We start from the raw sequence: 19056 nt of genomic DNA on the forward strand, positions 1-19056 counted from the left end.
GACCCAAATTCGCGCCTTGCACTTCATCCCAAACGGGACTCGCTCGCACTCACGCCTATTTATGAAATGGGTTCTAATAAGCTTGACCTCCATGACAACACCACCTGCCGTGCTCAGATATTGACTTTGAGCGTCAGGTAAAACGATCTCGGCTGTGTCGGAATGACGACCGGAAAGCCAAAATACTGATAGGACTCGTAGCTTCGTCGTCCCGTCAGGTTGTATCCGGAAAGCTGAAGGGTGTACCGACCAAAATCATAGGCTGCCTGGGCATCCACAGTCGCCATGCCTGGCACGGAGACGGTATTGGGCAAGGTCAGCTGACGCCGACCGAGTGCCGTGATACCGGCTCCGAACGACAATCCCTCAGCGGCGCCATCCAGTACGCGATAGCGGAAGGCCAGGCGTCCGCTATGCCTTGGCACGCGGGCCAGTGTGTCCCCAACCGGGATCGTGTTGTCTTGCGTGACCACCGCTTGGGTATAGGCGTAGTTCGCCAGCAAGGACAACGCTCGCACCGGTTCCCAGGTCATGTCGGCCTCGAATCCGCGTGCGCGTTGCTGCCCCGTCTGAATCGACACGAGGGGATTGCTGGGATCCGCTGTAGCGACGTTGTCGCGGGTCTGTTCGAACACGGCCAGCGTGCCCGACAGTTTCCGCACTTTATCGTCAAGCTTGATACCAAGCTCGATGTTCCTGGAGGTCTCGGGCTTGGGTACCGTTGAGCCGATGAAACCGAATGGTGCGCGGAAGGCAGTCGCATAACCCGCATACAGTGCCAGTCCTTGCAGAAGGTCGTAATTGACGCCTACCCGCGGCGAAACATGGTGGTAAGTCTTGTCGGTCCCCTGTTCGGCCTCCTGGAACTCAAGCTGAGTCAGGCGCAGTGCACCAGTGAAGTGCCAGCGACCATAGTGAGCCTGGTCCTGCACGTAAGTTGCGAGCGTGCGGTAGCGATCCGTCTGCGTGGAGTTGATGGGGGTCTTGTCGCCAAAGGCGAGGTTGTATTGAGGGTCGGAAAGATCAATCGAGCCGACGCTAGTCCCATCAAAGCCCATCCCCGAATAGAACTTCGTCAGGTCGTATGCAACCCCAGCGACCCATTCGTGACGGCCGCCCAGCATGTTCATTGGCGCGATCAAATGCGCGTCGAGAGCGGTTTCGCGCGTTCTGGTGCTCATGGTGAGCGGGAAGATCGGATAGGTGGTGGGCGTAGAAGCATTGGGCGCTGCCAGTGCCGGATAGATGAAGCTTCCGTATTGGCCAACGTTACTGGTGTAGAACTGTGCGGACGCCTCCAGGCGAACGCCGTCGTCAAACTTGTGGCGCAACTCGATCTTTCCGAGACGATTGTTGATATCCGTCATGGGCTGGCCATTGGGCGCACCTGGAAAGGCATTGCGATAAAGCTGACCCGCCAGCGCCTGTTGAGCCGGCAGCCCTGAGTACTCAAGCTGCTGGGTACGGTTGTACTGGCCAGAAAAAAGAATCTCGGTCTGCGCGTCGGGCTTGAACAGGATGCTGGGCTGGAAAAATACGCGTTTCCCGTGGACCTTGTCGATCCAGCTTGTATTGTCCTGGTATTCACCTGCGAGACGTATTGCCAGCTTGTCGCTCAGTGTTACGTTGTAGTCGCCATAGGGGTTGGTGGTTGAGTAGCTGCCGGCTCGTACACCAAGAAAGCCGCCATTGCTGCCAATCTCGGGACGCGTCGACTCGATGTTGATGAGTCCGCCCAAGGGAGAGCCCAGGCCACCACCATACAGGGTCGAACTTGGTCCCTTCAGCACTTCGATGCGTTCGACGCCGACCAAACCTGCTGGATTGAATGCTTGTTGATTTCCGCCGAAGATGGACAGGCCATCCAGATAGGTCTCAGCAGGAAACCCTCGAATGATGGGAGCGATCAGCAATGCTTCCTCCGGCTTGGTCGGCACCACCCCGGAAACGTTGACGAGTGCATCGGAGAGGCTGCGGACGTCCTGGTCATCAAGGAGGGATCGCTTCAATACAGAGACAGACTGCGGTGTCTGCAGCAACGGTGTATCCGTGCGCGTCGCCGAGCTGGACCGTGAAGCAGCGTAGCCCGGACTCTCCTCTGTAACGACAACCTCAGGAAGCTCCGAAGACACAGGCTGCTTGTCTGAAATGCTTTCAGCAGCAACCGCATTGGTGATGGGTGTCGAGGTGGCGTTGCTGGATTGCGCCATGACGGCTGTTACAAATGGATAGATCAATGCGATGGCGGCTGCCAGGGAAGTCTTTTTCATCGTTTAAAGTAATTTTCTGGCAACCGTAAAGCAAACTGATTTTTCAATTCTCTGGCTGTTGGACAGGAACTCGGAGAAGGTCGGATAACGGCTCATCAGCCTTACCGCCGGAGCGACATGCCAGGCTCGCGTATGTTCTACCGCGGGGACGGCGCCACGCTCAAGGGCAATTCATTGACTTGGTACGCCGCTGCACGAGCGCCAGTCACGAACAACGCATGCAGGTCGAAACCGAACTTGTTCAGGCGTGCCAGCGTGCTCTTGTTGCCTCGAACCAGCGCGTTATAGCCAAAGGTGGCGGGAATGGCTACCGCCAGTCCCAGCGCAGTCATGATCAGCGCCTCTCCAACGGGGCCGGCAACCTTGTCGATGCTTGACTGGCCGGTGGTACCGATGGAGACCAGTGCGTGATAGATACCCCAGACTGTTCCGAACAGACCGACGAACGGCGCTGTGGACCCTACGGATGCCAGAACGGCCATGCCTGCTTGCAGACGCGCAGCAGCTTCATCGATGGACTGTCGCAAGCCCAGGGTGATCCAGTCGCTGACAGCGAGCTGTTCATGCAAATATCCACGATGCTGTTGATGATGAAACAGCGCAGTCCTGCCCGCACGGGCGAGCGCGGCAAATGGATTGTCATGCCCTAAAGTAGCCAGGGCGCCCTCCAGGTCGGCGACTGTCCAAAAATCACGACGGGCGGCCTCCGCAGATTTACGCATGCGTAGCAGGTCAAGTGCCTTGGTCAGCATGACATGCCAGGAGGCGATGGACATGCTTATCAGCAGGAGGGCGACTGCGCGCGTGACGATGTCACCCTGCGCCCACAAACTCTGAGGGCCGTAAGGACTGACTTCCATGATGTTTAAGCCTTCATGGGGCGAGGCACGTTGACTCGCCCTGGATGGGAGAAGGCTCGAATTATGCGCGCAGGACCCGATGTGATGCGTGCGACAAATTGTCACATTCTCTCTACAGGTGCTGTACCGTAGTGCACAGATTGATCACGGTAATTCGCCAGCTTGCTCACATCATTCGTGCAGACGTCCCAGGAACTGCCGCGAACGCTCGCTACCCTGAGCACCGAAGAAGAGGGCAGGGGTGGTGTCTTCCAGCACGTGCCCGCCTTCCATGAAGACGATGCGGTCAGCCACTTCCCGGGCGAAGCGGGTTTCGTGCGTAACGACCAGCATCGTCATGCCTTCGCCTGCCAGTTCGCGCATCACGTTCAAGACGTCATCTCTCAGTTCCGGATCCAATGCCGAGGTCGGCTCATCGAAGAGGATCACTTCCGGATCCATGGCCAGTGCACGGGCAATGGCTACACGCTGTTTCTGTCCACCGGAGAGCTTGCCCGGATACGCATCAGCCTTCTCCGCCAGCCCGACCTTGCCCAGCAGCGCAAGACCACGCTCACGGGCCGCTCCCTTGGCAACGCCCTTGACCGAGATCAGTCCTTCAATCACGTTCTGCAACGCCGTCATGTGCGGGAACAGGTTGAAGGACTGGAACACCATGGCTGTCTGCTGCCGGATCTGCAGCGTCTTTTGTCGCAGTTCACGCGCCGGCAATGTCGCAGGATCGCTCAGCCTCACCCCACAGATCTCGATACTGCCGCGGTCCGGCAGTTCCAGCAGATTGAGTGAGCGGATGAACGTGGTCTTGCCCGAGCCGGACGGGCCCATGATGACCAGCACTTCACCGCGTGCGACTTCGAGATTGATGTCGCGCAGCACCTGATTGGCACCGTATGCCTTGGCCAGTCCACTGACGCGGACGGTGCATTGGGAAGACTGATTCATTGATAGCGCCTCGACAGTATCTCTTCCAGCCAGGTTTGCAGGAGAGTGAGCAGTTGGTTGATGATCCAGTAGATGGTCCCGACGATGATGAACATGTCCATGTAGCGGAAGGTGGTCGCCCCCAGCTGATCGGCTACGCGTGTCAGTTCCACCACCGTTACGGTGGAGGCCAGCGAGGTGTCCTTCATCAGTGCGATCAGGCGGCTGCCCACGGGGGGAATGGCTATGCGCAGGCCTTGCGGCAGTATCACGCGCCACAGCGTCTTCCAGTAGCCCATGCCCATGGCCCACGCGGCTTCCCATTGACCACGATCTACCGCATTGATGCCGGAGCGGAAGTTCTCGCTCAGGTAGGCTGCCGAGAAAAGCGTCAGTGCCAGCAGCGCGGCGGGAATGGGATCGATGGTGATGCCATAGTTGGGCAGACCGAAATAGATCAGCAGAATCTGGATCAGCAGCGGTGTGCCGCGAAACACCGACACGTAGGCGAACGCAAGCCAGCGCAGTGGCCGCGCATCGGAAATCCGTGCCAGCGCAATGAGCATGCCCAGCGCCGAGCCCAGCACGAACGAGCCTAGTCCCAGCCCGATGGTCACCACCACCGCTTTCTCCAGCAGCGGTAGTGCCCTGACAAACAGATCAATCATGGTTCTCCTCCCGGTTGCCGTGCCTGCATTTGGGCACCGCTTCTGTGGTCATTGACGCGTGCATCATGCCTGCGCTGCAGCGTTTGCATACTGTGCCAGTGCCTGATCCAGATCGGCGATCAGCAGGGTCGGATCTTCCAGACCGATGGACAGGCGCACCACCGGCTGGTCGGTCGCCGGGAAAGCGCGATTGGCCTGCAAGGCGGCCGGATAATACGCCGCCAGGCTGTGCACGCCGCCCCAGCTGGCCCCGATGACGAAGTGCTGCAGGGCGTCGAAGAAACCGTGGAAGGCACTTTCCGGTGCAGGCTTCAGGATCATCGAAAACAGGCAGCCATGGGTCTTGTAGTCCCGCTTCCAGAGCGCATGACCAGGGTCGGACTCTAGCGGCGGATACATCAGCCGTTCCACCATTGGATGGCGGGCCAGATGGTGCGCCACCTGCAGCGTCGATGCACCCTGTGCCTGCACCCGCAACTGCAATGTCTCCAACCCGCGCAGGACCAGGAAGCAGTCCTCGGGACTGACCTGCTGACCAAGGATGCTCTGGGTCTCACGCAGGATGTCGTAGTGACCGTGGTCATTCATGCTGATGCAGCCCATGAGCACGTCAGAGTGGCCGCCCAGGAACTTGGTGGCGGCCTGGATACTGAAGTCCACACCGTGGTCCAGACATTTCAGCCCCAGGGGGCTGGCCCAGGTGTTGTCCAGCATGGTCAGCACACCGCGTTGGCGCGCAACGGCAGTGATGGCCGGGATGTCCTGCATCTCCATCGTGACCGTGCCTGGCGCTTCCATGCAGATCATGCGCGTGGTCGGCTTGATCAGCTCGGCAATATCGGCGCCGATATCAGGGCGATACAGCTCCACCTCCACCCCCATGTGCGCCAGCCATTTCTCAGCAAAGGTCTTGAGGGCACCATAGCAGGCTGCCGAGACCAGCAGATGGTCCCCGCCGCGCACGAACCCCATCACCGTCGTCATCAGGGCTGCTGCGCCGGAGGGGGCGATGACACAGTGGCGGGCGTTTTCCAGAGCAGCCACGCGCTGCTCCAGCAGGCGTGCCGTAGGGGTGCCTGTGACACCATAGCTGAAGCCATCGGGTTGGCGCTGCTTGCGCTGGACAAAGTCCTCGAAGGTGTCGAACACCACGGTGGAGGCGCGCATCACAGCGGGTGACAGACTGGCGAACGCTTGTTGCGACGAAGTAGGGAGACTCATGCGATTAATTTGTTAATCTAAAAAAGAGAAGCCCAGTATCCGAATTCGCGCTGGCGCCATCAACAGCACATAGGATTAACTCTATAAGTGATACTTATATATGGACATGCGAGACATTCAGGTCTTCCGCGCCGTCATGCGTGCCGGGACCACCAGCAAGGCCGCCGCCTTGCTCAACGTATCCCAGCCGGCGATCAGTCAGTCGATCCGCAAGCTGGAAGCGTCTTCCGAGTTACGACTGTTCGAACGCACACGTGGCCGGCTGGTGCCGACGCAGGAGGCGCTGGCCTTGATCGTGGAGGTCGATCGCTGCTTCGCCGGGTTCGAGATGATCGAGCACCGCATCCGCAGCCTGCGGTCGTTCGGACTGGGGCGTCTGGCCATCGCCTCGTTTCCTGCGCTGGGCAACGGTTTCATGCCACGCGCCATTGCGGCTTTCGGGTTGGGCGAGCGGCGTGTACAGATGTCGTTCCAGATCATGAGTTCGCGCGAGGTCTACCAGCAGGTCAGCGCGGGGCAGCTGGATTTTGGGCTGATGGCTGATGAACTGTCGGTCTCCGGACTCGAGCATTCGCAATTCACCAGCGTGCCCGGCGTGATCGTCATGAACGAGCGACACCCATTGGCAGGCAAGCCTTTGATTACCGCTGACGACCTGCTCGAACATCCATTCATCGCCCTCAATCCCGAAGACGCCAGCCGTCGCCGCCTGGAGCAGGAGTTGATTCTGCAGGGAAAAGTGTTGCGGCCCATCCTGGAGACGCCGTATTCCAACTCGGTGTGCGAATTCGCCATGCGCGGTGTGGGCATGGGTATGGCACATCCTATCCTGGCGCTGGATTACGTCACGCGGGGTCTGCGCTTGAAACCGATGGAAGTGACGGCCAACTTCACGGCGCTGCTGGTGTTCCGGCCTGGAGTGCCGATGTCGGAGAATGCCAAGGAGCTGTTGCGGGTGATGCGCATACAGATGGAGTCGGACATGAGTTCGCTGCGCCAGGTGCTGTACCAGAAACCCGGCGCCTTCTGAGGCGTGCGTGAGTTTTCACGGCCATGCACCGGGTTGTGCGCTGCGCACGTGTCTGGTGCAAGGCGATGTAGGTAGGGAGAGAGGGGCGCCTCAATGAAGGCCGAACGGGGAAGGGCGACAGGCCCTGGCCTTCGTTTTTCTGTGCCGGATTGGTGCAAGATATCTAATGGCTTCATCACTTTTAGCACCAAGACTATAAGTTCAGCTTATCAGTCAAGAAACATGCAGGGATTGCTGATCCCCCTGGACTGCCCACAGAATGGGCTTCCGATTTCATTGATGATCAAGAGGGGATAGCACCATGAAGTTACGTCATTTGATTCCGACCGGCCTGACGGCCATGCTGCTCAGTACCGTAGCGGCTGCCGTGGGAGCCCAGAACATATCGGCCGACATTCTCGCCAGTGCACGCGCATCGGGTGTGATCCGTATTGCCAACACGCAAAGCAGCCCGCCTTGGAGTTTGATCGATGATAAGTTGCAACCGGCCGGCTATGACGTCGAGGTCGCCAAGGAAGTGGCAAGGCGCATCGGTGTGGCCAAGGTAGTGTTCGTGGCCGACAGTTTCAAGAATTTCGTCGAAGGTTTGAAATCCGGCAAGTACGACATGGTGATGAATGACCTGACGCCCACGCCGGAACGGGAGAAGCAGGTGGATTTCGCCGCGCCGTATGGGGTGGAGGATTTCCGCATCTTCGTACTGGCCAGCAATACCAGCATCAGGGACCAGCCTGATCTCAAGGGCAAGAAGGTCGGCGTGACCACCGGCACCACCAACGAAAGCTGGGCGCGCGCCAACCTGAAGGCATCGGATATCCGCGCGTATGACAATGGTGGTTTCGTCTTCAACGATCTGGGCAATGGGCGCATCGACGCGGTCATCAGTTCACATTTCGGCGGCATGAAATACGCCAACGTGAACAAGTTACCGATCAAGGAAGTTGGACCGGTGCTGATCTACCAGTTGTCGGCACCGGCCATCGCCAAGGGTCAGCAGCCGTTGAAGGAGGCGGTCAGCAAGGCCATCGGGGACATGACACGCGATGGCACCATCGATCGACTGGCGCGCCGCTGGGTGGGCGCCGAATTCGATATGGTGGGTGATATCCAGAAGGCGATGCAGCAGCCTTGATAACATTCTGCTGAATTTCCAATTGCCGGGGCGCTGTCAATACGGATGTGCGACGATGGAAGAGGTCGGCCAGCCTTGCTTGACACGTCCCGCTGCAGTCATAAAGTAAAACTTATGTACGCAAAAGAAATGAACTGGCAGCGGGTGGAGCGTCGTCCATTGAAGTAAATGCATCCATCTACAAAGTTTCTTAAGTCATTGAATTTTAAGGATACTTTCTCCTTTTGTTGGCAAAATTACTTCCAAATAAATTGAAGCGATTTTGCCAATTTCCGCCGTATCCCTAAGTGCTCGACATGCACCACGCTGGTCGACTCCAGCTAGTCCATAAGTTTGGAATCAGTTCAGATTAAGCTGAGCTAACCCCTTGTTTTAATTGTTGTATTTTCGACGTGTTTGCAAAATCTCTTCTCGAGCACGTGAAGCAAATTTGCCATTAGATGTAGCATTGCAATTCCTTCGGGCAGTCTGGAGTGGCGATGGCGACGACAGCGCGGTTCCAAGCAGCGGTAACCAGTTCCAGGCCTTATAAGAGCCATCGGTATGACGTTTTCGGGATCAAGGTAAACCGGATGCTCACCATTTTCGGGCAAGATCAGCTCGAAGCTTGGCTCCTGCTTGAAGCTGACCCAAACGTCACTCAATATTGCGAGCGACCGCTCTACGTTCCTGATCATAAACCTAAGCGCGTAGTTGATTTCTGGGCCGGATTCCGCGATTACGACGAGCTCTGGTTGGTCGGGCATAAAGAGGCGGCGGACGACGCTAGCGACGAGGCGGTCTCGGCGCTCCGCACTTGGGCAGGGAAACACGCGTACAAGGTACGGCAGGTTGCTCCTGGTAATGCTAATCGGATCTTCCTGAATAACTGGGGCATGATCGTTCGCGACCTGTCGGCGAACCGGCGTTACCTCGGAAAGCCTTTAGAGAACGCCGTGCGCGACTGTCTGGAATGCCCTAGGCCGTTATCTGCCATTTGCTCCCTACTGCGCGATCATGATCCCGTACTGGTCCGCTCAACTACCTATTCGCTGCTGCATATGGGCGTGATCCGCTGCCCTGACATGGCCAGTGAACCCTTGGGGCCGGCGTCGATCATGGAGCTAGCATGACCACTCAGCCCTCAATGCGCGTCGCCGCAGATCGCGAATCAATTCCGGACTATTTGCGTGATGTGGCCAGTTGGCCCTCCGTGGATCCCTCGGCACTGTCAGACACAGAACGAGCCGTTTTCTATGCACGGCAGCAGGCAATTTCGCTTTTCTTGACTGAGCCGGGCATGACAATGCGAGCGATCCAGCTGAGCACTGGGGTGGACCCCAAGACGGTCTACCGAATCATCGAGAGATGCCTGTCAAAGCATACGGACGGGCAGATCTTCGGCTTTCGCGGGGCAATTCCATATGCGCGACTCAAAGCTTACGAAAGAGTGCGGGGCATTAACAACGCGGCGGCTGCCAAAGGCGTGGGACTATCTGGCGCGTTTGGCTTGCTGCTGGAGCGGTATCCGTCGCTTGAGCAGTTTCTGCTCAAGCAGGCAAAGATGCGGCACAAACCTATCAATGGTGTGCCGCGTGAGGTCCGCAAATCCATCAAACGGATCCACAAGGGGTTTCTCGACGAGTGCCGCAAGGCGGGTATTAGGACTCATGAGTACCCGTTGAACCAGGCAATGGCAGGCTTGCGCTCTCTGGCCGAATATTTTCGGCGTTATGACGAGCGCACCTTCGAGTCTGCAGCGCGCAGTCGCACGGCGATGCGCGTCCCACCCGGTGCTCCTGAACACATGGACCAGGCGCCACCTGCTACACGCGCATTCGAGGTAGTCGAGTTCGACGGACATAAGATCGACTTGCGCGTCAGCCTGCGTATCACAGACCCCCATGGCTTCCAGGATCTAGTCGAGCTTACTAAGATCTGGATCCTTGTCCTGATCGATATCGCCAGTCGCGCCGTGATCGGCTATCGTCTTGCCATTTCGCAGGAATACAATAAAGACGACGTGGCGGCAGCGTTTCAGGCTGCGCTTGTTCCATTTCGTCCTCGCGAATACAAAATCCCTGGCCTGGCCATACGCGAGGGCGGCGGTTTTCCTTCTTCGGTCTTCCCGCAGACTCAGTACGCATGCTGGGAATGGCTGCGTTTCGATGGTGCCAAGGCCCATCTGTCTGTAGATACCGTCGCCAGATTGACACACATCGTTGGCTGTTGGCCCGACAATGGTCCGTCGAGGGAGCCGGACAAGCGTCCGTTCATAGAGCGCTTCTTTTCACTGATCGCTGAGAATTTCGCGCACCGACTACCAGGTACGACGGGTAGCGATCCTACATCGATCCAGCGCGCCCTATCCGATCCGAAGGGCGATTTATCGCTCCTGGTCGAGCTTGAAGAGCTGGAGGATATGATTGAAGTGACTGTAGCCGACTACAACGGGCAAGTGCACGGTACTATCAATCGGACGCCGCTGGAGGCTATGGGGCAGCTTCTTGCTAGAGAAAAGGGATACCTGCGCACACTCCCCGCGGTCGTGCGGCAAAACCTCTGCCTGCTGCAGGAGGCAAGGGTGGTGACTATTCATGGGAGCCTCCAGCAACGTGTGCGCCCCCACGTCAACTTCCTGAACGTCAAATACACCAGCAAAATCCTTTCGAGTAACCCTGCACTTATCGGCAAGAAGCTGCGCATCTATTACGATGTGCGTGACATCCGCACCGTCAAGGCGTTCTTCGAGGACGGTGCTGAACTCGGCATGCTGACGGCTGCTCATCCATGGTGCTACACACCTCATTCCGTGCGCGTGCGCCGCGAGATCAGTCGTCTCGTACGACTGGGAAAGCTCAAATACCGCGAAGGTGACGATCCAATAGAGGCATGGGAAAAGATGAAGCGCGGGAACGCTAAGAAAGATAAGAGGGCCGCCACTGCGCTGGCCAAGGCGCACACGCAAAGCCGCGAGCTTTCGCCCAAGCTTCCTCTACCCGAGTCTGCCGCGGGGGCTCCCAGGCAATCGCCACCAGCAGCCCAACAAGTTCCCGACGCCGCGGATCAAGGCGACTCGCCGATCGATCCACCAGCACCGCAACCCAAGACTTTGAGGATCAAGCGCACCATCACTTTCTAGAGGGAGTCCAGCCGTGGCCCAAACCTATACACGTCCTGTGCCGTTCGATGATCATCCGCTCGTTCAGCAGAAGTATATTGTCCCGACTTCGTCGATCGAGGACCTATATATTCGGGTGAAGAAGCTGGTCCGGTTGCGCACCCCCGGCGGGATCGTCTATGCACACCCGCGGTTCGGAAAAACCTACGCGGTCCGGTATGTGATGAATGTACTGAGGGAAGACTATCCAAAGGCCGTCATGCTCAACTTCGGCTGTCAGATGAAGCGCCATCGTTCTGAGGATGCTTTTTTTTCGGTACTGCTGGCTGCGGCGGGTCATCCTGGGGCATTGACCGGGACGATCGCAAAAAAGCGCGCAAAACTCAACGACAAAATTGTCGAACTAGTAGAGCGCTCGGGTTATAACTGGTTCGTCATCTTCGCCGATGAGGCACAACGTCTAGATGTAATCGAGTACGAATGGCTGCGGGACGTGCATGATGAGCTTGAGCGCCGTGGAGTCCGTATGACGACCCTGCTAGTCGGGCAGCCCGACCTTTTGAACCAGAAAAGCGCATTTCGCCTGAGTAGGCAGACCCATATTGTGTCTCGATTCATGATCGATGAATTGCAGTTCCACGGGTTGGTGACGGCCGACGATGCCGCTACCTGTCTCGCTGGTTATGATCAAACCTACTATCCAGAGCGCTCGGATTGGTCGTACACACGCTACTTCTTGCCGGCAGCGTACAGCACGGGCTTTCGCTTGGTGAACCAGGCTGCTCCCCTCTGGAATGCCTTCCTTGATGCGCACAAGCAGGCACGGTTCGAATATGCGCTCGAGGTGCCTATGCAGTACTTCGCACGTACTGTCGAAATTGCTCTGATTGAAAACGCGGAACATGACGACTATGGTTTCACATTCAGCCCCGAGGTATGGAAGAGTGCCGTAGCCGCGTGCAATTTCGTGATGGCGCAGGAAGAACTGCGCATGGTCATGATTGACGATTAAATGAGCGGCCGGATCATAAGAGCGGCCCGGATCGTGTTGGATACGCCTATCCAGGTGGAGAAGGCTTGGTGTTGGCGCGATGACTGGGCGACCGGTTACGATTCAGCCTTCGGACTGCTGTCGAAGTTCGCCCGCCTGAATGCCATGGGTGCACGCGAACTAGCTGACGTGTTTATACACCCTGACTGTGGACGCCGAACAGCAATTCTGCGATCTCCCAACGTTGATCTTCGGTCTGGAGAATTGTTCGATAAAGAAGCTATATCACGGCATATGCGTTTGCCGGCGGAGAGTGTCGCTCAAGCATTTTTGCTGGAAAATTTGGTTAACTCGCGCCGACACTCCTCAGACGTATTGCGCTGGTGCCCTAAGTGCGCACACTCGGGCTTCCATTCGGCGCTATTCCAGCTCTCGCTCGTATCTGTCTGCCCGGCGCATGGCCAAGCCTTGCGGAACCGCTGTCCCAAGTGCCGACACGAAAGCCGCTATGCACTGGAGCCGAAACTATTCGCTTCCCCCTTTAGTTGCCCACATTGCGGAGCAGATTTCGCTCCGCGCCTGCGGGAAGGGAATCTTCGTTCACTCAAAATGCGAGATCAGGAACTAGGCTGGATTGATAATGTAGCGCAGCTCATTTTGTTTGAAGATCGAATGATCCCTGTCAAGTTCGACTTGAATCGCCGCCGTAAAGCGGTAGGGCTGGGAGAGGTGGCGATGTCCAGCGCTGATTGGAGACGGGTCCAAGCTGACTATACGGGTTTCGTCAGTCAGATTATTAACGAGCTGCAGGCGGAAACGCTACCTAGCCAATCTTGTCTGCGGTATGTATCGTTTGATTTGGTGTCACGGCGGACGCCTCGCGTTCCCCCTACGCGCACCGGAAATAAGACGAGGCGAGGCAAGCCATTGGGAATCCTAATTGATCAGCTATCCTCACGCGACATCAAAAACTCATGGGATGCGCAAATCGCATCGTCCTACTTGGTCTACAGCGCCACTCGACGCTATCTCTGGCGACACCTATTGTTCAAGCACCAGCGGTGCATTTCCAGTGCGGCCAAGCACTTATGGTGGCACATGGAAGGGGAGAAAACTGGCGCGTTCTGCCCGGTGGCGCTCGCTTTTCTACGCTGGCGTATGTACTGGGAGGCGTGTGGCGTTCCCAGATACCTGCTGGCACCGATGCGCAAGGACCCCTATGGCCTCATTACCTGGTACGCAGCACACGCGCCGGTGTGTCCAGCAGGATGGACGCCAGAGGCAGAACACTGGGTCGCAAACCATGTGCTGGGCAGATCTTGCTTCGGCAGTTTCCGAGAATATCTGGATCTGGCTATGAAAGACGCGAAACGTGATGCAGTTGAGTGGCACAGCAAGGCGCTGACAGGTGTTTTCGAGTCATACTGGGCCGTCACCGGATGCGATTCGCCGAGCCGGCCAGTGCGCATTTATCAACAGAGTGGCGTTCCCTTCGATTGCTCTGGCATTTTGGCTTCCATTCAATCAAATCCTTCTCACCGTGCGGAGCATGCCGCAAGGCTTGCCAAGATATGCCGTTGAGTGCGCTCGACTATCTTAGCGAATTAAGGCTAAGCAAGCCACGACATGAATAACTTGTGTCCACAAGCTACTATAAACTCTGTATGAAAAACCGAAAAAGTAATCTGGCTGGTCATAATTGAGAGATGGAACACCATTGGGTCGTATGAAAAAACTTCAAACCTACTCAACCATCCTTGAACGTGGCGGCAAAGTCTCACGGCCGAAGGGATTGACGGACTGGACGATTGGCCAACGTGTGTTCCTGTCCATTCATGACGTTGCGATTACCGTCATCTCCCTCCCATCGTGTTCGATGAACGGCCGAATATTTTCCACTCGCGTTGGCCGCAAATTCAGCAGCAAGAATTTAGCAGCTACCCGATAGTTATCAGGTAGCTGCTAAATTGAGCCGGCTCAAGTTACGACTGCTGTGGCTCCCCTTTAGTCACTAAAGGCCAACGAATTTCGCATGCGAAATTGGCCTCCAAGCCTGACCATATCTATTATCAAGAGGATCATGTGGGAAGAATTCTCGTAGTCGACCTGGAAGCGACCTGTTCGGATGACGGCAGCATCCCACCGGAAGAGATGGAAATCATTGAAATCGGCGCCTGCTGGGCCACCGAAGGTGGTGTGGTGCTTGAGCGGTTTCAGCACTTGGTCAGGCCGCTGGCGCGACCGATACTCACACCATTTTGCAAGCAGTTGATCGGCATCACGCAAGAAGAAGTGGATCAGGCACCACTGTTTCCCGTCGCCGCGCAGGCGCTGCGGGCCTTCGTCAACGACGTGGTGTCGTCCGATACCGTCTGGATGAGCTGGGGAAACTACGATCACAAGCAACTGACCAGGGACGCCCAGCGCCACGGGATCGCAATGCCCTTGACCATGCCCCACCAGAATGCCAAGCGACTGTTTGCGAAAGCCCAGCGCATCGGCAAGGAAGTGGGCATGGTCCGAGCGTGCGCGCTGAGCGGAATCAGCCGAGAGGGGAAGCATCATCGCGGGTTGGATGATGCAATCAATATCGCCAGGCTGATGCCCTGGGTATTGGGACATGCCACGCTCGCGGACCAGCGTCAAGCCAGCGCGGTTGTTTCGTAAAGGACCAGAGGATGTCATTCAACGTATTCATCGACACCGAGTTCACCGATTTTCTCGATCCGAAGTTGATCAGCATCGGCCTGGTCGCACAAAGCGGCGAGGAGTTTTACGCCGAGCTTCCTTACGAGGTTCGGGAATGCAGCGAATTCGTCAAGGCCGCCGTCCTTCCGCTCTTGGGATACGCGCCACATGCGGAAATGACCAAGGATGAACTCTACCTGCAGATGACCAATTGGCTCAGGCTGGTACGGCCGAAGGACCAAGAAGTCTTCATTTGCTACGACTACCAGACGGATTGGGATCTCTTCTACGATGTGTTGGATGGACAGGTGCCGCCATGGTGTCGGCGCCGGCTTGTTGCTGACCGTATCAATGAGCTATTGCGGTACGAGTTCCACAAGCAAAATAAGCTGCCCGAGCATCACGCCCTGAATGACGCCAAGGCAAATTGCTACGCTTTTCGTGAATTGCCTCCAGCCTCTGCAGGAGAGACCATCGCATAGATCGTCAGGACAGCACTGGAGACGCTGCTAGAGCGTCATATTAGGGAATCGCAGCGTGAAGCGCGTTTTCCCTGTGACGAGCGTACGGTGACGTTCCCCTGTACGCGTTGTGCTGAAGCTTGCAGTCAAATGGCGGTCTGACGTCGCTTTCTAGGTCCGGTCACCCCACTGGATAAGGAGGTGCAAGCTATTTTTTGCGAGGCGACAGCCCGGCGTCTCGCCAATGAGCGCGCAATTCCGCGCTGAGGCTTTCATGCGCGTCCAGCTTTGCTTGCAGGGCTGCGCGTTCGATTTCAGCTGCCATCAACAACTGAGCCGCTGTCGCATTTTCTTCCTCCGCACGCCCCAGACTGGCCTGCAACCGCTCATTGGCAGCGCTCCTATCGGCGAGCTGCGATTCTAGAATCTGATTTCGGTTTGCGACGTCTTGCAATGTGTCAATTCTTTGCTGGAGCCGCGCCGCAACACTGCGCTGCTCATAAAGGGCTTGCTGTGCGTGCGACAGCTCTGCGACTAGCCGTACGCCTTCCTGGTTGACGCGGGTCACTTCCTCCTGTTTAACGATGGCTTCCTGCCTGAGCTGGCGCAACTCGGCCTGCAGGGTCTGGATCTGCTGCTCATGGCGTCGTAGATCCTGTTCTCTCTGTTCTTTGGTTGCGGTTCGGTAGTGCTCAAGCGCCTCCCGGGCATGCTGATGTTTTTCTTCCAAAGAACTTCGATGCTGCTCGTTCTCTGCAAGCCGGTCGTGAAGAGCCTGCACCTGCGCCTCAAGCGCGCGGCGGCCGGCAATCTGTTCGTGGAGCTGGGCGCGTGTCTGGTCATGAACTTGGGCCTCATGCGTCCGGGCGGCTTCAGCTTGGGCCAGTCGCGCCGTCAAGTCGGCCGCCGTTTTGCGCACCGTCTCTAGTTCGGTAAGGAGTCGACCTGTCGCGGAATCAGCCTCGGATCGAGCGGAGTTTACCTGGACGTCCGCCTCGGCCTGCAGCTGAGCTGCAAGGCGTTCCACGAGATCCTGGATGGCCTCGCTGATCGTGCGTGAAGGGGCAGCGGAGCTGCCGTCCTCTTCCTCCAGCTCCTTGAGATATTTATGAATCGTGGTCTTGGAGCCGGTATTGCCCAACTCGATGCGAACGGCGTCCACAGAGGGACGCCGGCCCACGGCCAGTAAGGTGTCACGTGCCTTCTTGACATCGGATTTATATAAGCCGGTGCGCGCCATAGCGATCCTTGTTTTTGATAATGTATTACATAATACGTATTTACATACCAAATTAGAAGATCTTTCTGGACTACTCCGGTGAGATATACAGATTAAATATTGGATCGTTATGTCTCCTGATGGGCTAAAATTGACCTCATTCAACCCCATCCACCTGTAATGCCGCCTTTTTGAGATTCAAGCGCCATGATCCAGATTGACGACTACTTGCGCGCCGCCACCCGGGACAATACCCGCAAAAGCTACCGCGCCGCAGTGAACCACTTCGAGGTTGAATGGGGCGGCTTTTTGCCGGCTACCGCCGATAGCATCGTGCGGTACCTGGCCGCCTATGCGGGCGTATTGGCGCACAACACCCTGAAACAACGCATCTCTGCCCTCGGTCAATGGCACGTCGACCAAGGTTTTCCTGACCCGACTAAGGCACCTGTGGTGCGCAAGATGCTGCGCGGCATTCAGGAACTGCATCCCGCGCAAGAAAAGCGGGCCAAGCCGCTGCAGCTTGATGCGCTTGAGCAGACCTGCGCTTGGCTCGAACAGCAGCGTGAGCAAGCACGGCACCAGGGTCGCTTCGGCGATCTGCTCCGTCACACCCGCGATAAGGCGTTGCTGCTCATTGGATTTTGGCGCGGCTTTCGCAGTGATGAGCTGGCCAGGCTGGAAATCGATCGTATCGAGGCCGTGCCCGGCGAGGGCATGAGCATCTACCTACCACGCACGAAGACCGATCGAAGCCTCAAGGGCACCACCTACAAAACGCCCGCGTTATCAAAGCTATGCCCGGTTGCAGCCTACCTTGATTGGCTGGCTGTCAGCGGGCTCAAATCGGGTGCCGTCATTCGAGGGATTGACCGCTGGGGTACGATCAGCAACGGGGCCGTCAATGCGGCGAGCATCATTCCCTTGCTCCGTCGGATCTTAAAGGCTGCCGGGGTCACGGATGTACACCTCTATAGCTCGCACTCGTTACGCCGAGGCTTTGCTAGCTGGGCCAGTGCCAATGGTTGGGAGATGCGGGCGCTGATGGAATACGTGGGATGGAAGAACGTCAGTTCGGCTTCTCGCTATGTTGATTCGCCGGATCCCTACCACCGCGAGATGCTGGAGAGGCTCGTTCCTAAAACTCTGCCACTGCCGGACCAATCTTGATCCTTTTGTAGCCGGCGATGATTTTTGTCAGCGCATGGGAGGCTAATTTTGCGCAGGAATCGAAATAAGTTGCGATGCGGAAATCTGGTTCTTTGGGTTCGAATTCGGGCACCAAAACGCGTAACACTCCTGCAAGTTTGGGGTGGCTTTTCGGGTAATATCGGTGGGAGGGGGCCGTGGGGGCTTACCGTCAGCCAGGGGACGTTACTGATCATTGCGTGATCAGCCGACATTGAGCGCGCGTCCCATTGACACCTCCTGTAATCCCCGCGAACTACAACTAAAAATTTTGCTCAGGATGAATAGAGACTCTTTGCTCAAGCTAATCGCCACCACCGGGTACAACGTGGGCTTTGGTGCCAAGAAGCACTTTGCTACTCTAGATATGGTAGAAAAGCTGCCGGGGTGGATTGGATTGGCCTCGCTTGCCGCGGGCATCTTGTCGCTGTTCGTTCCTCAGTTCGAAGACAAGTTCGTCACCGCAGCATTCACGATCATTGGCGTGGCTTCTATCACGTTCAACACCTACAACGATTCCAAAGACCAATACGTCAAAAATGGAAAAGCACTGACCGCCAGTTTTCACGAGCTTAGAGTGCTCTACGAGACGGTCAAATCCCAGGCCGAGGGGGCCGATCTAGCTCCTTTCATTTTGCAGCACGAGCAAATCCAGCAGGCTGCGCTGGAATACGGCATGAGCAAGCATATCTTCTTGAGTGACTGGTACGCGCACATCAAGTTTTTCGGCCAGTCACAGATCGATTGGATGGACGAGCAGCTCCATTTCAAGTTCATCAAAGACAAGGTGCCATTTGGCGCGAAGATAACAGTCATCACGGTTGTCGTTGTTCTGGGGGCGGTGGCGTTGAAGACGCGCCTCTGCTAAGTCATAAAATAACGATAAAAATTATGAGCACGTCTCTTTTCCAGCAATTTCGTGGCAACTTGGTCGTCCAGAATGCGGGCGAAATCTCGACCTCCTACGCAAGTATCACCAAGATCAACTACACTAGCGGCCTTCTTGGCGAGGTCGATCGCCAGTCCTCGCGTGTGGGCGTCAGTGTATGGCTTCACGCCTAGTAGCGTACGAATCACTTTGTGGTGCCGGTAAAGCGCGCTGTGGGCCGCCGGGTAAGTGATGCTTTGAGTGGGCTGCATCCCAAGGCTAGCCGAGACATGCTCGACGACGTCAGCGGGGATCGCTTCGATCGCAGGGAAATACCGCAAGAACTGAAAGCATTTAAGATTTACTAGAACTCATTTCATAAATAGCGCCGCATGAGGATGACGGAGAAAGCGAGATGAACAAAGCCGGTGTAATGATC

At 56.8% G+C, this 19056-nt stretch carries 16 protein-coding genes and 1 pseudogene; 10 read left to right on the forward strand and 7 right to left on the reverse strand.

Going from position 1 to position 19056, the window contains the following annotated elements; translation table 11 throughout:
• Positions 1-113 precede the first annotated feature (113 nt).
• The 5 genes from HWE01_RS22050 to HWE01_RS22070 all read right to left on the reverse strand — a co-directional run bounded on the left by HWE01_RS22050 (position 114) and on the right by HWE01_RS22070 (position 5940).
• On the reverse strand, positions 114-2270 hold the full coding sequence (locus HWE01_RS22050) for a TonB-dependent siderophore receptor (protein WP_241822894.1): 2157 nt from the start codon (positions 2268-2270) through the stop codon (positions 114-116).
• A gap of 137 nt (positions 2271-2407) precedes the next feature.
• Entirely contained in the window at positions 2408-3130 is a 723-nt protein-coding gene (locus tag HWE01_RS22055) for a MotA/TolQ/ExbB proton channel family protein (RefSeq protein ID WP_241822895.1), read from the reverse strand.
• A gap of 171 nt (positions 3131-3301) precedes the next feature.
• Complete coding sequence (locus HWE01_RS22060; protein ID WP_241822896.1) at positions 3302-4072, reverse strand: amino acid ABC transporter ATP-binding protein; 771 nt, start codon at positions 4070-4072, stop codon at positions 3302-3304.
• The gene (locus tag HWE01_RS22065) at positions 4069-4719 is read right to left on the reverse strand and encodes an amino acid ABC transporter permease (protein WP_175344919.1); all 651 of its coding nucleotides are present in this window, start codon (positions 4717-4719) and stop codon (positions 4069-4071) included. Before HWE01_RS22065 ends, HWE01_RS22060 begins: the two co-directional genes overlap by 4 nt.
• A 63-nt stretch (positions 4720-4782) precedes the next feature.
• Positions 4783-5940 (reverse strand): trans-sulfuration enzyme family protein, encoded by a 1158-nt coding sequence (locus HWE01_RS22070; protein WP_241822897.1) that lies wholly within the window; start codon positions 5938-5940, stop codon positions 4783-4785.
• 100 nt (positions 5941-6040) lie between these two features.
• Between HWE01_RS22070 and HWE01_RS22075 the strand changes: the two genes are divergently transcribed.
• From HWE01_RS22075 to HWE01_RS22110, 8 genes are all read left to right on the forward strand, one after another.
• Positions 6041-6970 (forward strand): LysR substrate-binding domain-containing protein, encoded by a 930-nt coding sequence (locus HWE01_RS22075; RefSeq protein ID WP_008328980.1) that lies wholly within the window; start codon positions 6041-6043, stop codon positions 6968-6970.
• A 301-nt stretch (positions 6971-7271) separates the two neighbouring features.
• Positions 7272-8102, forward strand: coding sequence for a transporter substrate-binding domain-containing protein (locus tag HWE01_RS22080; protein WP_008328983.1), 831 nt, complete (start codon positions 7272-7274; stop codon positions 8100-8102).
• 572 nt (positions 8103-8674) lie between these two features.
• Positions 8675-9214, forward strand: a complete 540-nt coding sequence (locus HWE01_RS22085; RefSeq protein ID WP_241822898.1) for a hypothetical protein — start codon at positions 8675-8677, stop codon at positions 9212-9214.
• Positions 9211-11223, forward strand: coding sequence for a Mu transposase C-terminal domain-containing protein (locus tag HWE01_RS22090; protein WP_241822899.1), 2013 nt, complete (start codon positions 9211-9213; stop codon positions 11221-11223). Before HWE01_RS22085 ends, HWE01_RS22090 begins: the two co-directional genes overlap by 4 nt.
• Before the next feature lie 13 nt (positions 11224-11236).
• Complete coding sequence (locus tag HWE01_RS22095) at positions 11237-12214, forward strand: AAA family ATPase (protein ID WP_241822900.1); 978 nt, start codon at positions 11237-11239, stop codon at positions 12212-12214.
• A gap of 36 nt (positions 12215-12250) precedes the next feature.
• A complete protein-coding gene (locus HWE01_RS22100; RefSeq protein ID WP_241822901.1) occupies positions 12251-13774 on the forward strand; it encodes a TniQ family protein in 1524 nt (507 codons plus the stop codon).
• A 459-nt stretch (positions 13775-14233) separates the two neighbouring features.
• Complete coding sequence (locus HWE01_RS22105) at positions 14234-14860, forward strand: 3'-5' exonuclease (protein WP_249791713.1); 627 nt, start codon at positions 14234-14236, stop codon at positions 14858-14860.
• Positions 14861-14871: 11 nt separating this feature from the next.
• Positions 14872-15363: a 3'-5' exoribonuclease gene (locus HWE01_RS22110; RefSeq protein ID WP_241822902.1), complete on the forward strand. Its 492-nt coding sequence runs from the start codon at positions 14872-14874 to the stop codon at positions 15361-15363.
• A gap of 187 nt (positions 15364-15550) precedes the next feature.
• Here HWE01_RS22110 and HWE01_RS22115 read toward each other — a convergent pair whose 3' ends face one another.
• Entirely contained in the window at positions 15551-16582 is a 1032-nt protein-coding gene (locus tag HWE01_RS22115; RefSeq protein ID WP_241822903.1) for a DNA-binding protein, read from the reverse strand.
• Positions 16583-16768: 186 nt separating this feature from the next.
• Between HWE01_RS22115 and HWE01_RS22120 the strand changes: the two genes are divergently transcribed.
• Positions 16769-17731: a site-specific integrase gene (locus HWE01_RS22120; protein ID WP_241822904.1), complete on the forward strand. Its 963-nt coding sequence runs from the start codon at positions 16769-16771 to the stop codon at positions 17729-17731.
• Between the two features lie 298 nt (positions 17732-18029).
• Positions 18030-18617 carry an SLATT domain-containing protein gene (locus HWE01_RS22125; protein ID WP_077235921.1) on the forward strand — a complete coding sequence of 196 codons (588 nt, stop codon included), beginning with the start codon at positions 18030-18032 and terminating at the stop codon, positions 18615-18617.
• A 113-nt stretch (positions 18618-18730) separates the two neighbouring features.
• Here the strand turns inward: HWE01_RS22125 and HWE01_RS22130 are convergent.
• Positions 18731-18988, reverse strand: a pseudogene (locus HWE01_RS22130) (DUF4158 domain-containing protein); the annotation flags it as partial.
• Positions 18989-19056 lie beyond the last annotated feature (68 nt).

It is taken from the genome of Herbaspirillum sp. C7C8, from assembly GCF_022627875.1.
Classification (GTDB): domain Bacteria; phylum Pseudomonadota; class Gammaproteobacteria; order Burkholderiales; family Burkholderiaceae_D; genus Herbaspirillum.